The following is a 19194-nucleotide window of genomic DNA, read 5'->3' as shown; positions in this document are numbered from 1 at the left end:
GGCAAACCAGCCGTGGACCCAGCCCGCAGGTTTCATTAAATTCGAAGCACATTGGTGAGCGGAAGTGCGGATCCGAGCAAATCAAGAAAACATGGCTGCCTGCCGGCCGGCGGAGACGCCTGTCCTTGAATCATTTCTTCCCAAGCGTTCTGCATGCGAGGCACCAGTCACGCCATGGTCAGGATTCGGGAAAAGGATCTTCGGCCTGGAGATCGCTGAGCAGCTCTATCAGGCGCGGCGCCATATCACGGATCTCTATCAGGTGAACGGTACTCAGTCGCTTCAAGACGTCCGCAGCCCGGGTGGTAAGCGCGAGTGTCTGCCGGCGTTTGTCGGCAGGATCGGGCGCACGCGTGACATAGCCGGCTAAGACCAGTCGCTCGACAAGTTCGGATGCGGTGTGCGGTGCGATAAGGAGGCGCTCCGCCAGGAGCCCGACGGTCATGGGTGTGTCCCCACGATCGCCTTTTATGGCCAACAGGGCCTGATGCTGCTGACTGGGAAGCCCTTCCTGGTGAGCAGCTGACGTCGAAAACTCCGAAAACCGGCGCAAGATGTAGCGCAGATTGGCAAGGGCCTCGTAGTCGGCGTCAGTGATTTCATCTCTCTTTTTTTTCACCGTTCGCACCAAAGTGTTCCGCTGGCCTCGTCCATACACGCCCAGGAACAGCCTGCCAACTTCGACTTGATTTATATCGTAGTGCGATATAATAGCGCTGTCGCCCTCCATTCTGCGTCTCAACAGGTCTCTCGATGCCATCAAAACTCTCCCACCCGCACGGACACGATTTTATGGGTGGCATTGCTCGCCGCGAAGCTGGCGATTTCACAACGGACCGGCGCGTGCTTCTGCTGATCGGCCTGGCCCTGATTATCGGTACTGGGGGTGCCCTTGCGGCCTGGCTCCTCGTCAACCTGATAGCCCTAGTGACCAATATCATCTGGTTCGGGCGGGTGAGCACCGAGGAGGTTCGCATTGCCGAGGTCGTCTTCTCGCCCTGGATGGTTTTGATCCCTGTCATCGGCGGGCTTGTCATCGGCCTGATGGCACGCTTCGGCTCGGAGAAGATCCGAGGACACGGCATACCCGAAGCGATAGAGGCGATCCTTATTGGCGGCAGCCGCATGTCGGCGAAGGTTGCCGTCTTGAAGCCACTGTCGTCGGCACTTTCGATTGGCACGGGAGGGCCGTTCGGGGCCGAAGGGCCGATCATCATGACCGGTGGCGCGATCGGTTCGCTGTTTGCGCAGTTTTTCCACTTGAGTGCAGCGGAGCGCAAAACGTTACTGGTTGCTGGCGCGGCAGCGGGTATGACGGCGATTTTCGGCTCACCGGTTGCCGCCGTCATGCTTGCGGTAGAGCTGCTTTTGTTTGAATGGAAACCCCGTAGCTTCATTCCCGTCGTAGTTTCGGTCTGTGTCGCCATAACCTGGCGTCCGCTGTTGTTCGGCAACGGTCCGCTGTTTCCAACGCATTTCCAGACGAGCCTTCCCTGGTGGGGTATTCTCGTTTGTGCGGGGGTGGGTGTTGCCTCCGGTCTTCAATCGGGTCTCCTCACGACCTTGCTTTACAAGGTCGAGGATCTTTTCGAACGGCTACCGATCCACTGGATGTGGTGGCCGGCGCTTGGCGGTCTTGCCGTTGGACTTGGCGGACTGGTGGAACCTCGTGCGCTGGGCGTCGGCTACGATGTCATCGAAGGATTGCTGCATAACAACATCCCGACCTCGACGGTGGTCGCCATTCTCCTAGTCAAGGCTTTTATCTGGCTGATCGCGCTCTCATCCGGTACGTCAGGTGGCGTGCTTGCACCGCTTTTGATCCTGGGAGGCGCGCTGGGATGGCTGCTCGGCCTGGCACTGCCAGGAGATCCGGGGTTCTGGGCGCTCCTAGGTATGGCAGCGATGATGGGTGGGACAATGCGTGCCCCACTCACCGGAACGTTTTTCGCGATCGAGATTACGGGCGACCTTGAATCGCTTATTCCTTTGTTGTCCGCGACGATCGCTGCTTATGCAGTCACCGTGCTCTTGTTGCGGCGTTCCATACTGACGGAAAAAATTGCCCGCAGGGGACAGCACATTACCCGCGAATACGGTGTTGATCCCTTCGAGTCCACGCGCGCCCGCGACATCATGGTCAACACCGTCGACACCTTAGCAGCAACCATGTCCATAGAGGACGTCTGCATGCATTTCGCCTTAACGGACGAAGCGCACCGGACCTATCCGGTCGTGGATGGCGATGGCGCGCTCATCGGCGTCGTGTCCCGGTCCGACGCGCTGCGGTGGCAGCGGGAGCCTGACGTCGGCGTCGAACTGTTGAAAGACAAGATATCGGACACATCGATTCCGATGGGGCACCCCGATGATACCGTTGGCCACATCGCGGATATCATGATTGCGAGCGACGTCGCCCGAATACCCGTTATCGATCCGACTTCCAGAAGCCTGGTCGGTCTCATCGCGCGAAAAGATCTTCTCCGGCTGAGGCAGACCCAGAAATCTGCTGAACTGGAGCGACGACCATACATCGGAAGGACGTGATTGTGCGGAGACAGCCAGCAATCGCGTTGTGCAGACGCATTCTCGCCAGACACCGTGGCCCGGACCGAGCTGCTTATCATGAGCAGTTCGAACCTCGACATCTTCCGCGACCTGGAGAACGCCAATCTTGGCTTCTCCGTCGGGGCGGAAACATCGGCTCGCTCAGGTCTCGATCACGCGAACAGCGGGACTGCTTTTACCTGGGACGAGATCGGCATCGAGGATCTGAAGGGTAAGATGATCGAAGCGCGAGATCTGTTGAGGATTGGCGTCCGAACGAGCGGGATGTGATGGCGGATCATCATTGACACGCCAGTTAATCGGATTCAGCCTCTCACCGGATCTGGGTGACGCTGGTTGAGCGATTAACTAGAAACCGTTCGGAATAACGCCTGATTCGACATTGCAATCAACACGCAATCCCTTGGAGGTCTCATGAATCGCTCGACCCGCTTTGACCTTACCAATGACCTATCTTGGGTACCTGTCGATTATAGGAGCGATGCGCGTAGCGGCGAGGCGTTGGATCCCCAAGTTTATACAGAAGGCTATCTCGCAGACCCTACGGAGTGGCACTGGTCTACCTATGATGGCCCGCCGGAGATCAAACTCAGACGTGTGATGGCCATCCTGGAGCAAGCCCGCCTACCGGAACATGATAAAGCCATTCGCCAACTCGGTGTCGGCCCTTTCGAAGATATGATGAGCCACTGGTTGCTCGATCACCTTGAAGCCTACATGCCCTTTAACGATACACTCCGCCAGGCCCTTGAGGGACTTTACATTTTCAACGAGCCGCAAGCGGTGCAGGACCGGTTAGCGCGAATGATGAAGGCAAGCGAAAAGGCGACAGGCATACGACCAAATAGAGATAATCAAACGCGAAATCCCTGACTTCGAACTTTGTACAAAGACAGGGTGTGTCATCATCCGTGACGCGGACGAGACGCTGGCCGACCTTGTAGCGGCCCACCGCGAAGTTGACGCGGTTCTACCGACCGATGGAAACGGCGGTCGAGAGCGTCGTCCATACCTGGTGCAACACCTTCTCGCTGGTGTCACTCGTCTCGGCCGTTCTTGGTATCGGCTTTGCCCCGGAATGGACGCTTGATCTTCCCAACGGCAATTTCGAACTGAGAAAGGTGAGGGGGGCGAATTCAGGATCGGGCTTGGGTCGCCTGGTCCAATAATGAACCGACTGCCGCCAGAGACGACATTATCGATATAGCACGAGCTCTGGACAGAGCGGGAAGTGATAGGCGAGGTGGCGAAAACCTCGTTGTCTCGGGTCCCTCAATCAAACGGATCGGCTTGACCGGGCTTCCCGGATCCCCGCCGTTGCAATGCTGATCCTCCGAGACGAGGCTTTTATCCGGTCAAATCGCGCGCGAACGGGCTCTGGCTTACGCTGCTGCCGCCGCTCGATCCGCTCATTTCCGGCCTGGGCTGTCAGCGATGGCCCGTCGTTCTACTCCGCTCAAAAGAAGAGATTCGTTAGCCGGCGCCCCGCACGACGCTGCCCTACCGCAGATCGCTTCGAAGTTCGGAAAAGCGATCATCGCAAGGCCTGCTGGACATCAGTTACTCGCCAGAAAGGGCGTTTGATCTCGACGATTTGCCGACCTGGATCGCCAGCCTTCACTCTATCGCGGATGAGCGCAACGAAGTCCGCCTTAACAGCCGGATCAGACAAGAAATAACTATGGCCAATCAACCCGCCGCCCGAAAACTCGATGAAATCGACCAAACCGCCCATCTGCGACCCCGCCCACCTGTTCGCCGCCTCGCTCCTGTCCTTGGGCAGCCTATCAACAGCCAGCTGCCCCAGCCGCAAGGCGCTGCCAAAGAGTAGTGTTGATGCCCCCAACGCTTTGTCACCTGGAGACGAATAGACCGTAAGATGCAGAGGGCCCTGAGGCGGGATCTCGCTTGGCCTTGATATGCTGCCGAAGGCCAGGTCTGGATCCGATACCCACGCGAACATCTTGGAGGAAGCCACGTCGAGATCGATATCGGGAGCGAAAAATACCACATTCGCGATTTTGAAACGCTGCCATATCGAGGATCGGCCAACATAAGCCTCAATGCCGAGTTGCTGGATCACGCTGGCGAGGACATCGGTTCCGCGGCTATGGGCCATGAGGTGAAGTCGCTCGACACCCTGTGTTTCTGCGATGATCCGGATGGCTTTCTTGAGGTCCGCGACTGAAAATTCGCTCGACTCGCGGTCGATATTGTAACCGAAAAATAAGCCGCCGGAGCCTCCCGCGGGCCACGTCAGGACAACGCAAACAAACTGGTTCTGCAGCGACCTGCAAATCTCGCCAGTCGCGAGCGCGGCGTCGTCGAAACTGTTACCGTATCCGTGAATAAAGACCACGACTTCTTTACGATCGGCTGTTGCGAGACGACGAGCGACTTCAGCCTGTAGGGATGCGGCGGCCTGGTCGTGGGCCGCTAGTGCCGCCGGAGGGCGGCGTAGCCCGTTTGCGGTCGCCTCGACGCCGTAGGGTGTCGCCGGAAACCGTCCGGTCTCGGAAAACGCGCTGGCACGTAACCGCTTTTTGCTGCTGAGAGAGCTACGTGTCGGGGTGATCGACACCGAGCCAAAGCTCAAGAAACTGGCCCTTTCGGCACCATAAGCCAGTGCACTTTCCGAAGCGGCTACACGTGCGCGATCGGTAACGTAGAGGAGGTCGAAGGTTTCGGAACTTGCGTGAACGGTCTGAGGGCTTTGCGAGGTGGGAGACACAGTTTTGGGCAGCGTTGCAAGCTCCACGCGCTGCGTTAAACAACCAGCGAGGCAGAAAAGGAAGACGAACACTGCCATGGCCCGCCAAAAAATCAACCCGAGCTGTTCGGAAGAGCTGGTCAACTTGCGGCCAAGCCCACGTTCAGCAACGCGATAGCAGTTTGCCAAATGTTTTCCCCTTCGATTCATTTACGGTGTCTGCGTAAATCCGCTCCGGCGCGCTTAGGTGATCGTAGCTTCGTGAACTGCGGCGACCAGGTCGGCACGGCGACACATGCCTCACACAGCCGCCTCGATTTCTACCGGCTTCCTGGCCAGCGTCATGTTTGCCGCCGCAGCCTCCGCTTCAACAATACCGGCGGCACGAGAGCGAACGGTGACAGCGTTCGAGGCAAGGTCGAGGCCGGCTTCGCGCAATGCAGGAAGAAGGCGTTTCATCGCCTCACGCTGGAGTATGCTTGGGTTGCCGGGCCGCGCGGTGAACTTGAGGCGGACGACGAGAGAGTTTTCGGTCACGTCCTGGATACCCTGCATCTTCAAGGGCACGAGGAACTCGCCGCCGGTTTCCGGGTCTTCGAGCATGGCCAGTCCGACCTTCTTGATGGTCTTGCGGATCTTTTCGGGATCGGCGTCGTGCTCGAATTTGAGTTCGAACTTCACCGTACTCCAGTCGCGGCTGTAGTTGGTCACCGCTTGAAGCTGGCCATAGGGGACGGTGTGCACTTGACCGTTCTGGTGGCGGAGCCTCAGGGAACGGAGCGAGATCCGCTCGACCGTCCCCTTGAGCTTGCCGCTTTCGACATATTCGCCGACGCGGAAGGCGTCGTCGGCGATGAAGAAAATGCCGGAGACGACATCCTTTACCAGCGTTTGTGAACCGAAGGAAAGGGCTAGACCGAGCACGCCGAAGCCTGCGAGCAGCGGCGCGATGTTTATGCCGAGGGCGGAGAGAATGACGAGGCTGGTGACGGCCAAGATGCCACCGAAAATGAGGTTGCGGATGAGCGGCAGGATCGTCGCGAGCCGGCTTCGCTGGTGGGCATCCGTGTCGTCCTCCTGGTCGCCGGGTATCGCGACGCGGACGGAGGGTGAGAAAGCCTCGAAACTCTTCCACAGGAAGCTGCAGATGACCCAGGCAGCCACGATCGCAAGACTGATGCGCTCGAGGACGGCGATCCAGCCGACGGCGCCAGAGGTCTCGTGCCCGTCCATTACCGGCCGCCACAGGCCGATGATGGCATGCAGGCCGATCAGCCAGATAGCGCCGGCAAGCGCCGTCTGCACGCTGCCCGAGATCGCCGCATGAAGCGGCGAGGAGGTCAGCGTGCGGCGGCGCGCGGCGGCGGCTCCGGCTAACGAATGGATCCCGAAGGCCAGGATCGGTAGGGCGAGCAGGATGATCTGTGTGGCGCCGCCGGCAAAGCTCCAGGCGGCGCTGTGCGGACTGCCGGCGACGATGGCGGTCATTAGCCACAGTACCATTGCGCTCAGCGCATAGAATTCCGGCACACCGAAGGCGATGGCGCGGCGCAAATGTCCGGGATTCGAGCCGGCAAACAGCGTGCGGATATCGCGGGCGCCGGCGATGAACCAGTAGAGCTTCACGAATGTCAGCGCCGTGACGCCGGTCAGCAAGCAGCCGTCGATGGCGACCGGGTCTAGTGCGCGCTGGTGGGCAAAGCGCACGCTGGCGCTGACGACGGCGACCATCGCGCCATAAGCTGACAGCATGTTGGCGTGAAAGCGGGGATGGGCGATATCGAGCAGACGGATTGCAGGGCGTGTCGGGGCGAAGAGGAAATGGGCGCCCGCAATATAGGCCGCCGATATCAGCGCGATGGTGACGACAGCGTGAGCCAATTCAGCCGAAGCGGTCCCCCGCCCTAGGAAGACCCTGATGACGCCGTGTGCGACGGTTGCAAGGAGCGCGAGATAGGCGATATCGAAGCAGAGTCTGATCATCGAGGCCCGCACACGGTGCAGCCCGTCGACAACCTCAACCGATGCACCGAAAAGCCGGTTCATGAGGAGGCGGCTGGCCAGTGCCGCGGCGAGGCCAGCCGTGATGGCGCAGAGGGCAGTTGTGGCAACAGAAATCACCGACCATCCCTCGGCATGGATCCCCGCCACGACGTCTGCCATCGCCCCACCGATACCGTAGATGCCGGCAAAACCGATTTGCAGCCCATTGAGAAGGTGGCCGGAAACGCTGTCGAAGGATTCCACTGAATCCGCGGCTTGAAAAGCTGGCAGCGTCCTGGCCGATATCTCATTTTCGTCCGTGTCGGCGGAAGGTGCAATGTGGGGCGTTGTCTCGCTCGTTCCAGTGCCGGGTATTGTCGCATTGCCGGAGCCTGCATTTTCATTTGACTCGTCGCGCCATTCGACAGTCACCGACCCGCCGACTTTTAAGGCGGCGCCCAGCGTTTGTTCGATCTCGATGGCACTCTGATCAGGTGTGAGAATGACGGTGATCGAGGACGGTGGCATCTGGGCCAGCGTCAAATGGGCACTGCCAAGGGCGAAGAGGAGCGCGAGGCTTGCCAGCAACCAACAGCGGCTGAGCGGGCTATCTGACATGAAAATCTAACCCTCGAAAGCCAACTGAACGGACGCAGTTTCGGAAGAGGCGCCGCGCGCTTTTTCCGAATTGTCTCGAGCCGCGCTGCGCCAGTCTGACGTAAGCTGACACAACGTGTTAAAATTCCAATTGTCTGTTGGTATAGGGCGACGCGGCGTGCGTGGCGTCGAGTTTGAGGTCTGGCATTGTCGCGCCGGCAACAAAGGCTCATGCCAGCTGCCGAAACCATTGATGCTGCCCAATCCCGGCTGGTCGAGCAACAACGTGCAATGTTTGATTACGCCCGGCCGCAGGGGCGGGCACGTATGCATAACACCACCAACCTACGTATAGCTCCTCCTTTCGGAGCGCCGGGCATACGATCGCACCCGAGATTAATCGAATATGAAGCAGGAGGAGATATTCATGCGAAAGTTGGCGACTGGCTTGATGTTTGCGGCGCTGATTACACCTGCAGCAGCCTCGGACCAGCCCTATAATGCCAAGGTCTCAGTGGTGTTCGACCAAGCGCTTCCCAACGTGCCAGGAAAGAGCATGCGCGGTGTTCTGGTCGAATATGGCCCTGGTGGTCACAACCCTTCACACACGCATCCCAGGAGCGCCTTTATCTATGCCACGGTAATCGAAGGCAGCATCAAGAGCCAGATCAACGACGGCGAAATCAAGGTATACAAGACTGGCGAAAACTGGGTCGAAGTTCCCGGCGACCATCACCGCGTAAGCGCGAACGCCAGCGATAGCGAGCCAGCAAAGATCCTGGCTGTCTTCGTTCTTGATACTGCCGAAACGGAGCTCGTAACACCGGCAAAGTAGGCCGCTAACGGCCGGGGCCGAGGTGCGGCTCCTCTAGACCGGCGATATAACTCCATGTAAGTCGCGCCTCAAGCGACTGTTATTGGCTCAGTCGGCAATGTGAAGAAAAAGATGGTGCCCTGCGGCTCGTTTTTCTCCGCCCAAAGCCGCCCACCGTGTGATTCGACTATCGAACGGCAGATCGCCAGCCCCATGCCCATGCCGTCGTGCTTCGTTGTAAAGAATGGCTCGAAGATCCTGTCCGGGAACTCCACGCCTGTGCCCAGATCGCTCACCGCGATCTGTACCGCGTTGTCCATCGGATACACGCTTAGACCTAGAACCCTGGGCGCATCCGAGGATGTCATGGCTTCGATGCCATTTCTCATCAGATTGACCAGCACCTGCTGGACCTGAACGCGATCCATAGGAACAAACGGAAGTTCGTTCGCAATGTTCACCTCGATCCGGACACGACGTCGTGCAGCCTCGTCGGCCATCAGGCTCTGGGCCTCCGCGATGACCTCGTGGGGGGTGGCGCTCGCTTCGGTCTCCAGGGATCGCTTGAACAATGCGCGGATACGGCTCACAACATCAGCCGCAGCGTTTGCATCGCGCGTAATGCGTCCGATCGTCTTTTGCGCTCGCTCAAGATTTGGAGGGTCGGCTGTGAGCCAGCGTTGACATGCGTGCGAGTTTGCCACGATCGCTGCCAGCGGCTGGTTCACCTCATGGGCGATCGAAGCGGAAAGTTCGGCAAGGCTTGCCGCCTGAAATGCTCGCGCCAGGCCCTCTCGCGTCAAACGCAATTCCTCTTGCGTCCTGACCTCGCTATCGATGTCCAGGCAGATAACATTCCATTGAATAATCGAAGAGTCGGTGTCTCGCATGGGTGCAGCTCGGGTTTCCACCCAGCGGTACTCACCATCCGAACGCCGCAGACGATGCTTCTGCGCATAAGGGGTGCCGTTTTCCAATGCGCGCTCATGGTTCTCGCGGACGAGGGGCATATCCTCACGATGGACAGCGGCACTGAGCGTTGCGGACGGCCGCGGCTCTCCCGATCCGACCGGCGCTTCAAGTTTGTATCCTAGGAAATCGCAAAGCTGCTCACTTCGATAGACCGGATGGCCGTCTGGCCCCGTGCATTCGACCATTGCGGGCAAGGTTTCAATAAGTTGGCGCAGCGAGCGCTCCCTCTCGCGCAGGACCTGTTCGACGCGAAGTTGATCGTCGATGTCGTGACAAATGCCGAACCATTGCAGGATGCGCCCGCCGGTGTCCCGCAGAGGCGCTCCGCGGCCAGACATCCAGCGATACAGGCCGTCGGCGCGGCGCATGCGATAGTTCACGGAGAAGCTCTCGCCAGTGGCAAGTGCCTTGTTCAGTGATGCTTCAAGCGCTGTCATGTCATCTGGGTGGATCGCAGACACAAGAGCAGCGGCCAATGCTTTGCGCCGCCCATCTCCAACATCATGGCCCAGGAATTCAATCAAGCTTTTGTTGAAGAAGACCGGCTCCCCTTCTGGGGTCAACCGCCAGAGCGGGCTGGGTACCATATCCACCAGTTGCGAAAGCTCTCGCTCCCGATCGTACAACCTTTGCTGCGCGCGCACTTCATCATCGACGTCGATGGCGACCGCATACCACTGCATTATCGTCCCGCGCTCATCACGCAACGGCTCGGCGCGCCCGTCCATCCAGCGATACTCACCGTCGGCGCGAAGCATACGATATCGATTCGAGAAGGGTTCGCCTGTCGAGAAGCCGCGTGTGGCGTTCTCCCTCACCAGGGAAACATCGTCGGGATGGACGACAGCTTGGATCATGGCGGTCACGCGCCTCATCCCCAACTTGTCCGCATGCGCAACGTCTAGCCCGAGGAAGTCTACCAACCGCTTGTTAAAGAACGTCAACGCTCCGTCTGAAGCCTGACGTGCGATGAAAGCCGGCACCATGTCCACAAGCAGCGATAGCTCGCGTTCCCGTTCGCGCAACGCGTCTTGGGCACGCATTTGATCGTCAATGTCATGACAAATGCCGTACCATTGGACGATAAGCCCGGACTGATCCCGACGCGGTTCGGCGCGGCTGGACATCCAGCGGTAAACGCCGTCCGCCCGGCGCAGACGGTATCGCATGGCAAAGACTTCCCCGGTGGCGAGCGCGCGGGAAAGCAAATCGTTGAACGGAACCGCGTCTTCCGGATGAACGGATGCCTCCACCAAGGCGGCTAACCGCGTCATACCCGGTTTGAGCGTATCTGAAACATTCAAGCCAAGGAAGTCGATCATGCGTTTGTTGAAGAATGCTGGTTCGCCCGAAGGGGTCAGACGCCAAACGTGGCTTGGAACCATATTGACAAGCTGGGAGAGCTCCTCCTCTCGTTCACTCAGGGCCTCCTGCGCCCTCACCATGTCTTCAATGTCAACAGACACGCCATACCACTGAATGATCGTGCCGGATTCGTCGCGCAATGGTTCGGCGCGCGCCTCAACCCATCTGTGGGGTCCGTCCGCTCGGCATTGGCGATACCTACCCACAAATGACGCGCCCGTCTCGAACGAGCGCTTAAGTGCCTCATCTGTTGATTGCCGGTCGTCTGGATGAATGTCTGTCAGAGACCTTGACCCGTCGGGCGCGATCACCTGCTTGAGAGTCATGCCTGTGATGTCCGTGGCCTGTTTGTTGAGGTAGCTGGGTATACCTTCTGGAGTTGTGCACCATATGAGCGCTGGGACTGCATCGATCAATTGCTGAAGGCGGCGCTCGCTTTCGCGCACAGTCAGCAACGCCAGTTGATATTGTCGCGAGATGGCGGCGACAATCAGCGCTGAAAACGCTGATATCGCCAGGAAAAGCTGCAGCATTACCTGCCTTTGCCTTTGGGACTCGCCGACAAACTGACTGTCACCAGATATTGTAAGTGCCAACGTCATTAAGCCGAGGAGTGTCAGCGCGACTGCGGCTCCCCGGAACTCGAAACGCGCTGAGGCCCAAAGAAGCAATGGCAGGATGATGTAGGGAGACGGAAGATAGTTATCACTCAGGGAGAGAGCGGCGACTCCCAAAAAAATCAGACCGAGCACTCCGGCTTCTGCCAACTGCGCGGCAGATAGTTTGGACTTGCTGCGCCAGTATTGGACCAAAACCAATACAAGTGGCGCAACGAGCAGGATGCCGGTAGCATCTCCAATCCAAAATAGCGGCCACACGCCTGTGAAAGTCTGCGCTTTTACACCGAACCAAGCAAGCGTCGCACTTCCCACCGTCGCACTTATGAGCGGCGCAATTCCCGCTCCAAAAACGACGAATGCAAGGACCTGCTGCAAGGTCTCCAACTTGACCGGCTTGCCGGTCGCCCGGCTGACGAGAGCAGCGCCGGCAATAGCACACAGGGCATTGCCCACGTAGATCAAAAAGCCGGCAGGCAGCGGACTGTGAAACCACACGATCTGCGCGAACATCTCAGCCAGGCAGCCCCCCAATATCCACCAGGGCCAACTGTATGGAGATGTTAGGATCAGGGTAGCGACGAAGACCCCGCCAGGAGGCCAAATCGAAACAGTTATGCCAGGCACGATCGCCAGCACATTTGCGAATCCGCATCCCAACACATAGGCTGCGAAAAATAGCGCGAGATACGCGAACCGCGGGCGGTGCAGCCCGACCCCACGCCATCGGCGCATTGCTGGAAAATCGCGCCGGGCCGATTCTCTTTCAACTGGCGGCACAACGACTGCTTCCCCACTTGATCCTGGTTCGGATCCATCTCGGTGTTGCGTTTGTGTACGCGCTGCTTCTGAATTGGTTTTGCTAACTGGGCGAAACGTTGATTTCATTGGCTTCTCCAACCGGACAGAGAAAGCCTGGGCTTTATTAGCCACCGCTCTACCCCTCATGCCAAAGTTTCAATCTATCGAAATCTACGCTCAGAGGCAGCAAAAACCACTAGCCTAGCTTGGTCGGCCGTCGATATTTGTGGGCGATAAACGGCGCCTTGGCTCGGTATCGCTTGTGAGTCCAGAACGATGATCAACGTGAGGTAGAGCGCGAAGCCACCCTGGACGCCGACACGTAACGGAGGTCAACTCGTTGTCCGGCGGCTCCCACCCCGTCGCAACGATCCAGACCAAGCTATCCTGAAGTACAGGTTAGATTGCACCACCCGGTTGTCATAGATTTCCATAGGGTGCACACGAGGCGCAGCGGGAATAGGATAAGTGACGAGTTCACCCGGTCCTGATCTCAAGACAAGTGCTATGCAGAGCGCTGACAAAGGCTTTCCTCGTCCGGCAGGAGAAGGCAATGACGAAGGCGTTCAACCAACCTGGCAAAATCGCGCCCGATGTATTGCAAGCTGTGCGGTTCATCGAGAGCGTGGTCGGCAACGCTTGGGCCGCCGATGCGTCCGGCAAGATCATTTACGTGAGCGCTGCGGTTCTGTCGCACCTGGCGATTACGCTCGAAGAGTTCAGTTCGCCGGCAGATGGTGGCTTGCTTGGTTGGAGGCGCATGATTCACCCGGACGATTACGGGCTCGTTACTTCTCAATGGAGCAGGTGCCTTGAAACGGGTGAGCATTTCAACGTCGAGCATCGCTTGTTGCGTGAAAGTGGTGCTTACGGATGGAGCAGGAGTTCGGCCCAGCCCTTGCGCGATGGTCAAGGCCGTGTGCTCGGTTGGTACGGCACGTTCATTGATGGAGATACCTCCGTTGCCAGCGAGCGGTTTGGCGATGTCGCAACCGCGGCTTTGGAGAGGAAGGTCACGCAAGAACAGCCGCATTCGTTGAGCCGTATTCATCCAGCCGACCGGACGACGGCCGCTCATGCGGCCGCCCGCGCCTTCTGGACGGGCGTTCCCCAGGTCACCAGGCACCGCCAACTCCAGACAAACGGCAAGTATCGATGGACGGAGACCCGCGCAGAGCCAGGATACAGTGTCAGCATCGACATCGACGATCTGGTAACGGAAAGAGAGCCGCATATAGCGGCGGTTTCCGACCTGTCGGCGGTGGATGATATCGAGCCGATGCGGTCGGCCAGGGCCGTCGAGAGCATATTCGGCAACGGGTGGGCATTCGATGCCGCCGGACGTTGGATCTACCTGCATCCTTTCGCCCAAAGCTCGCTGGGTGTGACGCCGGAGCAGCTGAACACCTCGCTGGATCAGGGCGATACCGCCTGGAAGCAACTGTTACATCCCGATGACTATGATCACGTCGCGGCGAGATGGCGTCGTTGTCTGGAAACTGGCGACGACTTCAATGTCGAGTTTCGCTTTCGTCGTGTCAGTGGAAGCTATGTCTGGGCCAGAACCGCCGCACGGCCCGCGCGCGACAAACAGGGCCGTGTCGTCGGGTGGTTCGGCATAGCGCTCGACATCGATGTCTACAAGAAAACCGTTGAGGCGTTGCGCGGCCGGGAGCGCGAGCTTTCGCAGCTTGTTGACATGGTACCGGTGCAGATCAGGCGTCTTACACCCGAGGGCGAACCGACCTTCTTCAACAAGCGCCTGCTCGATTTCTTTGGCTGGACCGATCTTGCGCAGCTGGAAAGGCAAGGCGAGAGCCGATTGGCCCGCGCGATGGAAAAGCTCGTTCACCCTGACGATGCCGTGCGCCTTCTGAAAGCCGTCCGCCATTCAGTGGTAACAGGTGAGCCTTATTCCATGAAGTATCGCTTGCGCCGAGCCGATGGCGCCTATCGTTGGGTCGACGGCCGCGCAGAGCCCCTGGTCGATCCAAATGGAGCGATCGCGCATTGGTACGCGATCTCGATCGACATCGATGACGAGATGCGAGCGCAGGAGGCCCTTCGCGATCGGGAGCGAGAACTTTCGCAACTGGTCGATATGGTCCCAAGCCTGCTTTGGCGATTGAACCGACAAGGCGAACCGACCTTTTTCAACAAACGCATGATGGCTTTTCTTGGTTTGAATGCCGCGGATACACGGCAGCCAGACATTGACCGGCTGGCAACAACTCTGAAGGCAGCGGTCCACCCCGACGATGCGACCGGCCTCGAGGAAGCGCTTAAATTATCTGTCGCAACCGGCGGGAACTTCACCAAGAGGTTTCGCCTGCGCCGGGCGGACGGCGTCTACCGTTGGGTCGAGAGCAACGCTGAACCGCTGCGCGATGAGAATGGAGATATCCTGCAATGGTACGGCCTGTCGCATGACATCGACGATCAGTTGCGGATCGAGGAGGCGCTACGTGAACGGGAGCGGTCGCTGTGGCAGCTGGTGGAAACCCTTCCGGCGATGATCGACTGCGCCATGCCGAATGGTGAACCAGTCTATCGCAGCCAGCAGCTCCGAGAGTTTCTCGGATACAACCTGGAGGAATTGGACGGCGTTGGAAAGTCCCGATTGAACGGTACGCTTGATGCCGGAGTGCACCCCGATGACGTTGCCGGCGTGAAGGAGAAATATGCGCATTCTCTTGCAACCGGCGAGCCCTACGCGCGCAAGCATCGCCTGCGGCGCTATGATGGTGAATACCGATGGGTTGAAACAAGAGCCGCCGCGATGCGGGACTCGGAGGACAGGATCATTCAGTGGAACGTCATTTGCCTGGACATTCATGGCGAGGTTCAGGTGCAGGAAGAGTTGCGGCTAGCGCAAGAACGGCTCTCTCGCGCTGCCCAGGCGGCAAGCCTTGCCGAACTGTCGGCGTCGATCGCGCATGAGGTCAATCAGCCGCTGGCCGCAATCGTTGCCAATTCCAACGCTTGCCATCGCTGGTTATCGGCCAAGCCTGCGAATCTGGAGCGGGCCAAGATCACCGCCGAGCGCATCATCCGTGACGCAAACTCCGCCGCGGACGTCGTCAGTCGGATCCGCGCACTGTTCAAACATCCCGTCGAAGCGAGGAGCAATACCAACCTGGCAAGCGTAATTGGTGAAGCAATCAATCTCATTGCAGAGGAGGCATTACGACGTCGTGTTCGCGTCGACGTTGATATCGCGCTCGACCTTCCACAGATCGCTCTGGATCGGGTGCATATTCAGCAGGTTCTGGTGAACCTTATCCGCAACGGAATGGACGCGATGGACGAAGTTGCGACCGATCGGGTGGTGAAGGTGCGCACACGTCGCGTCGCGGGGATGATTCAAACCGAAGTCAGCGACCACGGCACGGGCGTCGAGTATCCGGAACGGATCTTTGAAGCCTTCTTTACCACGAAAGTGAACGGAATGGGCATGGGCCTGGCAATTTGTCGTTCGATCATCGAGTCGCACGGAGGGCGGTTGTGGGCGCAGAACAACGAGTCTGAGGGTGCCACGTTTGCGTTTACGCTGCCGATCAAAGTGGATGCTTCGGTATGATGAGAGACGAGCATATTGTGTTCATTGTCGATGACGACAGCCGAATTCGTGAGGCGCTCTGCGAGCTCCTGGCCTCGCACGGCATTCGCGCGATGGCGTTCGGATCCGCCGGGGACTATGTCAACTTTGAAAAGCCGGATGCACCCGCTTGTCTGATCCTCGATATCGAACTGCCCGACATCAACGGTCTCGACCTCCAAAGTGAGATTGCTGAAGGGGAGCATCCACCGATTGTGTTCATAACCGGCCACGGTGATATCCGATCCTCCGTGCGCGCGATAAAGGACGGCGCGGTAGACTTCCTGACCAAGCCGTTTACCGACGCGGATCTGATGAACGCCATAAACGCGGCAATTGCACTGGATAAGGAAAAGAGGGCAGAGCGTGCCGAGTCAGGGAAATTGAAGCGTCGCTATCTTGACCTGACGCCGCGCGAACGCGAGGTTCTGCCTCTGGTGGTGAGCGGTCTTCTCAACAAGCAGGCGGCCGCCGCGCTCGGCATCAGTGAAGTGACGCTGCAGATTCACCGACGCAATGTGATGCAGAAGATGGAGGCGGCCTCGCTTGCCGACCTCGTGCGTATCGCAGAACGCCTGGAAATACCGATCACGCACTCTCGCAGGGTGGGGAAGCCTAGAATGACCAAGCATCGGCGGGTGGTGGCAATTGTCGATGATGATCTGAGACTACTGGAGTCGCTGGAGGATCTTTTGGAGTCCGCTGGCTATCTGGCTCGCAGCTTCTCATCGGCAGGCTCGTTTCTTGCCAGCGGTCTGTCTGGCGTGGATGCAGTTATCACGGATATTGGCATGCCCGGTATGGACGGGTTTGAACTACGAGATTTCGTGAGGAAAGTGCGTCCCGATCTGCCCGTCTTCCTGATAACCGGACGTCACGAGCTTGCCGAACAGCATAGCGGCCAGGACATTGGTGGTTGCTTCCGAAAACCGTTCGACGCGCAGGTTCTGCTTGCTACGCTCGCCAACGCCCTGCGTGATCCAGAAATGGAGGGTAATGATGAAATCTGACCAGTCACTACAGCGAAAGGCAGGTTCGTGGCACCGGAGTGACGGCGAACAGCCGCTCGTCATCATTGTCGATGATGACGCCTCTGTCCGTGAGGCACTGTCCGAGTTGATTGCATCAGCGGGGTTCCAATCAGCCTGCTTCGCCTCGACCCGAGAATTGCTCGCTTCCGACACGCTGCATAGCCCCGGCTGCCTGATCCTGGATGTTCGCATGCCGGGAGCGAGCGGTCTCGATTTGCAGCGTCACCTGACGCAAACTGGAAACCCGAAACCGGTGATTTTCCTCACGGGACACGGGGATATTCCGATGACCGTGCAGGCGATGAAGGCTGGCGCCGTCGATTTCCTGATAAAGCCGGTACGAGACCAGACACTGCTGGATGCAATCACGACCGCGATCGACTTGGATTCGGCGCGGCGGATGGAGACGATGCTCGTCAAACGCAACATGGAGCGGCACGAGACACTGACGCCACGAGAGCGCGAAGTCTTGCAGGAGGTGGCGCATGGACGGCTTAACAAGCAGATCGCTTTTGACCTCGGCATCAGCGAAGTGACGGTGAAGCTTCATCGGGGCAACGTCATGCGCAAGATGGAAGTCGCGTCCCTGAGTGAACTTATCCGCGCCTGGGATAGCCTTCATGGATCGATGCGCGATGCAGGGCTATCCAAGAGAGCGACTGAAGCATTTTGAAACGTTCTCGTCCGACGCCGGCAGCCGGAGCCAAGCCTGCGAACGTTCCGTCTGGTTGAATACGAGAGTGGCGGTCACCGTCCTCATAGCAATGCTGCTCCGGTGAAAGCGCTTTGTCCTCTTCGCGCATTCAACGGGCCTCCCGTTCGAGGCGATGGTGTCTTGGCAGTGCATGCATGTCTCAAATTGGCTTTGCGTCATGCCACAACAAGGCGTGACCGATCAGTGATCTGGAAATGATCGGGCCGCTTGGCAGTCGGCTGTCCGGTCACTCTGCGTATCCAATCTTTGGAAATAAGGTAACTATACCTGCGTCTACAGGGACACTTCCCCGGAGCCACGATCAAGGAGAAGTAGTCAGCATCGTCAAGCGTGAAACGTCGGTATAGGTTTCATTCCTGGACGACCGCCAGCATAATCAAGGTGCACTCGGCTTCGGCAACATCTCAAGCGTGTTGCCGGACGAGGCCTGCGGCGGCGTTCCCCTCCGCGCCGCAAAGCGGACGTTGTCCGCCAGAAGGCCGTCCCAGCCGCCCCTTGCGGACGGCCTTCTCCCCCATTCTGCGTGCCGGCGGCGTCGCTCCGATTACAAAGGGCGACCTGTCAAAACGCGTCGATTGCGAATTTGCTCGTCATCGCGAGATCAACGTGCGCGCTTCGCAAAAGCTGGACATTGATTCCGCTAAATCCCGGACAGCGCTTTCACTAAAGTCCGGACAGTTTGACGAGGTTGGTCCTCGGCAGCCTGGTTACCATCAGGGTTGATTGATTTCGCCGTTTTCCACAGCCGTCAAGAGGGGAGCGCTTTTTTGCTTTCGCATGCTCTCGCCCCGGAGGGTGATGCGGTGAGCATTGTGYACGATGCGGTCGAGTATGGCGTCGGCGACGGTGCTGTCGGCAATAAGGTCGTGCCAGCTTGCCACGGGGACTTGKGCTGTGATCAGGGTGGATTTTCTCTGATAGCGCTCCTCGACGATTTCGAAGAGGTGGAAGCGCTGCTGATCGGAGAGCGCATGTGTTCCAAAGTCATCGAGGATGAGGAGCTGGACGCGGGTGAGCTTGTCGATGAGGCGAGGGAAAGAGCCATCGAGGCGGGCAAGCGCGAGATCCTCGAACATGCGCGGCACGCGCACATAGAGGACGGAGTGACCGAGCCTTGCCGCTTGCCTGCCGAAGGCGCAGGCCAACCAKGACTTGCCGGTGCCGGTGTGGCCGGTGATGATCAGGCCCTCATGGGCGGTGAGCCATTGCCCCTGGGCCAGCGCCATGGTGTTGCGCCGGTCGAGACCGCGGGCRGCGGCGAAGTCGATATCTTCGATACAGGCCTGGGCAAAGCGTAGCTTGGCGGAGGCGAGCCGGTTACGGATTCGCTTGTCGGCGCGCAGGGCGACTTCGCGGTCGAGCATCAGGCCGAGCCACTCATCGCGGCTGAGCTCATTGGTGCCGGACTGCTCGGTCAATTCGC

At 58.8% G+C, this 19194-nt stretch carries 12 protein-coding genes and 2 pseudogenes; 9 read left to right on the top strand and 5 right to left on the bottom strand.

The annotated features are described in order from the left end of the window. Window positions 1-178: 178 nt before the first annotated feature. Entirely contained in the window at window positions 179-598 is a 420-nt protein-coding gene (locus ASD03_RS22010; RefSeq protein ID WP_244494682.1) for a helix-turn-helix domain-containing protein, read from the bottom strand. Window positions 599-753: 155 nt separating this feature from the next. Between ASD03_RS22010 and ASD03_RS22005 the strand changes: the two genes are divergently transcribed. The 4 genes and pseudogenes from ASD03_RS22005 to ASD03_RS21990 form a co-directional block, all read left to right on the top strand. Continuing rightward, window positions 754-2547 (top strand): chloride channel protein, encoded by a 1794-nt coding sequence (locus tag ASD03_RS22005; protein ID WP_057216283.1) that lies wholly within the window; start codon window positions 754-756, stop codon window positions 2545-2547. 78 nt (window positions 2548-2625) lie between these two features. Then, a complete protein-coding gene (locus tag ASD03_RS22000) occupies window positions 2626-2838 on the top strand; it encodes a hypothetical protein (protein WP_156408043.1) in 213 nt (70 codons plus the stop codon). Between the two features lie 144 nt (window positions 2839-2982). After that, window positions 2983-3441, top strand: coding sequence for a hypothetical protein (locus ASD03_RS40035; protein WP_063963334.1), 459 nt, complete (start codon window positions 2983-2985; stop codon window positions 3439-3441). 125 nt (window positions 3442-3566) lie between these two features. Then, window positions 3567-3798: pseudogene (locus tag ASD03_RS21990) on the top strand (LysR family transcriptional regulator); the annotation flags it as partial. Between the two features lie 304 nt (window positions 3799-4102). Here ASD03_RS21990 and ASD03_RS21985 read toward each other — a convergent pair. Then, window positions 4103-5488: an alpha/beta hydrolase gene (locus ASD03_RS21985; RefSeq protein ID WP_107027278.1), complete on the bottom strand. Its 1386-nt coding sequence runs from the start codon at window positions 5486-5488 to the stop codon at window positions 4103-4105. Window positions 5489-5578: 90 nt separating this feature from the next. Further along, the gene (locus tag ASD03_RS21980) at window positions 5579-7879 is read right to left on the bottom strand and encodes a mechanosensitive ion channel family protein (RefSeq protein ID WP_057216279.1); all 2301 of its coding nucleotides are present in this window, start codon (window positions 7877-7879) and stop codon (window positions 5579-5581) included. Between the two features lie 406 nt (window positions 7880-8285). Here ASD03_RS21980 and ASD03_RS21975 point away from each other — a divergent pair, with 406 nt between their 5' ends. Then, window positions 8286-8693, top strand: coding sequence for a cupin domain-containing protein (locus ASD03_RS21975; RefSeq protein WP_057209199.1), 408 nt, complete (start codon window positions 8286-8288; stop codon window positions 8691-8693). 68 nt (window positions 8694-8761) lie between these two features. Here ASD03_RS21975 and ASD03_RS21970 read toward each other — a convergent pair whose 3' ends face one another. After that, complete coding sequence (locus ASD03_RS21970) at window positions 8762-12361, bottom strand: PAS domain-containing protein (RefSeq protein ID WP_057209154.1); 3600 nt, start codon at window positions 12359-12361, stop codon at window positions 8762-8764. A gap of 619 nt (window positions 12362-12980) precedes the next feature. On the opposite strand from ASD03_RS21970, the gene ASD03_RS21965 reads away from it, so the two are divergent. From ASD03_RS21965 to ASD03_RS21955, 4 genes and pseudogenes are all read left to right on the top strand, one after another. Next, a complete protein-coding gene (locus ASD03_RS21965; RefSeq protein ID WP_057209151.1) occupies window positions 12981-16007 on the top strand; it encodes a PAS domain-containing protein in 3027 nt (1008 codons plus the stop codon). Continuing rightward, window positions 16004-16636, top strand: a pseudogene (locus ASD03_RS40715) (response regulator); the annotation flags it as partial. The gene ASD03_RS21965 and the pseudogene ASD03_RS40715, both read left to right, overlap by 4 nt. 9 nt (window positions 16637-16645) lie before the next feature. After that, complete coding sequence (locus ASD03_RS40710) at window positions 16646-17035, top strand: response regulator (RefSeq protein ID WP_225906353.1); 390 nt, start codon at window positions 16646-16648, stop codon at window positions 17033-17035. After that, window positions 17025-17729 (top strand): response regulator transcription factor, encoded by a 705-nt coding sequence (locus tag ASD03_RS21955; RefSeq protein ID WP_057216276.1) that lies wholly within the window; start codon window positions 17025-17027, stop codon window positions 17727-17729. Before ASD03_RS40710 ends, ASD03_RS21955 begins: the two co-directional genes overlap by 11 nt. Window positions 17730-18484: 755 nt before the next feature. Here the strand turns inward: ASD03_RS21955 and istB are convergent. Continuing rightward, window positions 18485-19194 (bottom strand): IS21-like element ISRsp2 family helper ATPase IstB (gene istB / locus ASD03_RS21950; protein ID WP_063997100.1); only part of this gene is annotated, 710 nt, incomplete at its 5' end.

Origin of the sequence: Ensifer sp. Root127, from assembly GCF_001425225.1 — a bacterium.
Classification (GTDB): domain Bacteria; phylum Pseudomonadota; class Alphaproteobacteria; order Rhizobiales; family Rhizobiaceae; genus Ensifer; species Ensifer canadensis.
This window is presented reverse-complemented; position numbering and strand designations above follow the sequence as displayed.